General features: G+C 31.8%; 2 protein-coding genes. One reads left to right on the top strand and one right to left on the bottom strand.

The window, feature by feature from the left end; all coding sequences use genetic code 11:
• Positions 1-70: 70 nt before the first annotated feature.
• Positions 71-433, bottom strand: coding sequence for a transposase (locus CHB81_RS26600; RefSeq protein ID WP_254921286.1), 363 nt, complete (start codon positions 431-433; stop codon positions 71-73).
• Between the two features lie 265 nt (positions 434-698).
• Between CHB81_RS26600 and CHB81_RS26595 the strand changes: the two genes are divergently transcribed.
• Entirely contained in the window at positions 699-1520 is an 822-nt protein-coding gene (locus tag CHB81_RS26595) for a phospholipase A (protein ID WP_089354827.1), read from the top strand.
• The last annotated feature ends 551 nt before the right edge of the window (positions 1521-2071 follow it).

Genomic DNA, 2071 nt, shown 5'->3' with positions numbered 1-2071 from the left:
TGCAAAAGTTGGGGATTAGGCAAAAAGATTAGATAATCTGAATAAGAAGAAGTCTATATTTCTGACTCCTCTAAATTGGGTCCCGAAGCTTCGGGATAAATGCTTTAATTTTTGCATTGAAAGATTCTGCTGAAGCATTTGTACTCCTATTATTAAAATAGTTTAAGATTGACTGGTAATTAAAAGTTATGGTATTGAGCAAAATATTAAAGTTTTTAAAACCGGATTCCTCTACATTTTTGTACCAATGTGCCAGCTTGGTCATGGAAATATGTTTATCATTATTGTTATTATAAATTCCTCGAAGTTGTTGGTTTAGATTGTAAGCTATTTTTATATTGGGATATAGATTAAATAGCATTTGTGCTCTTTCCTTTTGAGTTTGAGTCCATTTTTTACGAGATTTATAAAGCAGATACCTACTTCTTGCCAATAGTTGTTTTACAGAATCTCCGTTGGATAAAAGCTGAGGGGTGTATGTTTTATTTTCTGATTTTGCCTGTAGGATTAATTTTAATCAGGACGGTCGAAGGTTCGAATCCTTTTGCGATGGCATCAATAGTCACTCAAATTGAGTGATATTTTTGTTTTTATAGCTTTTCGTAAACTTTTAGTTATTGCGCTAATTCTCATTTTTATTGAGTTAATATTATTCATTAGAATAATAGACATTTATATAATTATTTTAATTTATATAAATGCGTTTTAAATACCTACTGATTTTTTTTATTTTGTTTTCTATCAAGTCCGCTTCACAGATTTTAGAAAATAAAAAAGACTTTCGTGCAGCAGATTCGCTGTTGAAAGAGCCTAGTTTTTCTGTTCACAAAGACAATTATTTTTTAACTGGTGTACCAATCAATACAGATATTACTAGAAATACTGCTGATGTAAAATATCAGGTAAGTTTTAAACTACGATTAAAATCGAAGCCATTATGGGGTGGTTTTTTTCCATATTTGATGTATACTCAAAAAGCTTTTTGGGATATTTATGCAAACTCAAAACCGTTTTCTGAAATTAATTTTAATCCAGGTTTGGCAGTTGTGCGTCCATTTTATTTAAAAGGTGGAAGATTGACCTATGGAACAATTTCAATAGAACACGAATCTAACGGAAGAGATTCTATTTACTCCAGAACTTGGAATATGCTTGCGTTTTCATTAAAATCACAAATTTCTCCACGATGGGTTGTGGGACTAAGAGGATGGATTCCCCTTGTAGATAAGGAAGACAATCCGGAGCTTACCAAATATGTAGGATATGGTGAGGCAAGTGCAATTTATCAAATAAAACCTGGTCGATGGAGTGCAGATATCCTTTTCAGAAAGGGAAGCGGACTGATTAATTATGGATCTTTGCAGACACAAGTAAATTGGCGACCCTATAAAAATGAGAATTATTATTTGACATTGCAATGGTTTGTAGGGTATACTGAAAGTTTAATTGATTATCAGGAGCACAGAAGTATGGTACGATTGGGATTTACTATCAAACCTGAAGGTATGGGGATTTTTTAGTTTTAAAAACAAACAACTTTAGGGTTTAAGTATATTTTGTTTGAAGAGGGGAACTTTTACAATAAAGCGATACAAACAAAAACATTCCATGAAAGTGTTTTTTGTTTGTATCTGAAAAGGATAATATCATTTTTTATGAGCAGGCCAAAAAATCGAATTTTTTAGAAGAGTCTTATAAGCTTCATTTTGGAACAAATCTGGAGAATGTCCCATGAAAATATATACATTTCTGGAAGCAAAATGTTCATTTGTCCATATAACCGGATGATCGCCCATTTTAATTTTTGAAACTGGGAATAAGTTGTTTCATCTACAGAGGCTAAAACATGTACATTTTGTCGAGGGCTTTTATCATATATATACCATTTCTTCCTTTTCTATAAAAAAACTTATAGGAATTCCTTTAATTACAGCATGAGATTTGTCTTCAATATTTACCTGAGCTTTGGCAAATGTTGGATCAACACGAAAACCTGTGGAGCAGCAAAAATTAAGCATAAATATTGGTTAATCTAAAAAGGAAGAATTCTACATTTCTAACACCTCTGAAT

Source organism: Flavobacterium sp. ov086, from assembly GCF_900187965.1.
Classification (GTDB): Bacteria; Bacteroidota; Bacteroidia; order Flavobacteriales; family Flavobacteriaceae; genus Flavobacterium.
This window is presented reverse-complemented; position numbering and strand designations above follow the sequence as displayed.